This is a genomic window from Nonomuraea zeae (genome assembly GCF_005889725.1).
Taxonomy (GTDB): domain Bacteria; phylum Actinomycetota; class Actinomycetes; order Streptosporangiales; family Streptosporangiaceae; genus Nonomuraea; species Nonomuraea zeae.
In genome coordinates this window covers 1-1,236 of record NZ_VCKX01000687.1, presented here as the reverse complement: position 1 = coordinate 1,236, position 1,236 = coordinate 1, and the positions used below count along the sequence as shown (strand labels likewise).

The window sequence follows — 1,236 nt, the reverse complement described above, 5'->3', positions numbered from 1 at the left end:
GGGTGCCGGGCGGGTCGGCGTCGGACAGCAGGAGCCGGGGCCGGGCGTCGGCCACGATCATGGAGAGCCGTTCCGCCGGATGGCCGGGGTCGAGCGGCAGGTAGGCGGCGCCGGCCCGGTGGACGGCGAGCAGGCAGACCGGCAACGCGCTGGAACGCCGCACGTGAACGGCCACGAGGTCTCCGCGCCGGACCCCGGCCAGGAGCAGCCGGCGGGCGAGCCGGTCGGCGGCGGCGTCCAGATCCGCGTAGCCGAGCGAACGCCCTTCGAACGTCACGGCGGGCGCGTCAGGCCGGGCGCGTACCTGGTCGGCCAGCAGGCCGGGCAGCGTGGCCGGCGCGGGGTAGGCGGCCGTGGTGTCGTTCCACTCGACGAGCAGGCGGTGCCGCTCGGCGGATGACACGATGTCGAGATCGGCCAGGCGGACGCCGGGGTCGGCGGCGGCGCAGCGCAGCAGGACGCGCAGGCCGACGGCGAACCGGGCCACCGTGTCCCGGTCGAGGGCCGCCGGGTCGAAGCGCAGTCTCGTGTCCAGCCCGTCAGGCCCGTCCACGAACTGCAGGTGCAGGGCATTGCGCACGCCCCCGCCGAACATCATCCGATCGACGGACAGGTCCAGGCCGGGGAAGCACGGCTCGATCCACTCCCGTTTGCGGTAGCTGACCGACACGGGGACGGCGGCACCGCGCGGCGGCTGCCCGAGCGCCCGCGCGAGCGGCACCTCCCGGAACCGGTACATCTCGCGCAGCTCGCCCCTGACGGCCCGCACCAGCTCGCGGAACGTCTGCCCGGCAGCGGGTCTGGACAGCGTGGGCAGCTCGTTGACGAACGGCCCGATGTGCCCCCGGGTCGCCGGCCCGCGGGTGGTCACGTCGATGGCGACCGTCACGTTCTCGGTGCCGTACCTGTACAGCAGCGCGTGCACGGCGGCCAGGAGCGTCTCGAAGGCCGTCGCGCCGGCCGCCCTGGCCACCTCGGCGGCGTGCCGGGCCAGCTCGTGGTCGAGGCCGGCGTCGATCTCCGCGCCGGGGCCGTATCGTGTGGCGGTGCGCCGCTGGCCGGGCAGCACGAGCTCGGCGGGCTCGACCCAGCGCTCAGCCCAGAACTCCCGGGCGGCGGGCAGGGCGTCCAGCACCCGCTCCCGCTCGGCCTCGGCGGCGGCGGCGAACGACAGCGGCGAGGGGACGTCCGGAACCGGGTCGTCGGTGCGGGGGCCGGTGGCGCGGGGGCCCATGG

1 protein-coding gene is annotated in these 1,236 nt (G+C 76.3%); it reads right to left on the bottom strand.

What is annotated here, in order from left to right:
• Positions 1 to 1,236: AMP-binding protein (locus ETD85_RS62390; protein WP_138699110.1), on the bottom strand; the 1,236-nt coding region annotated here is incomplete at both ends.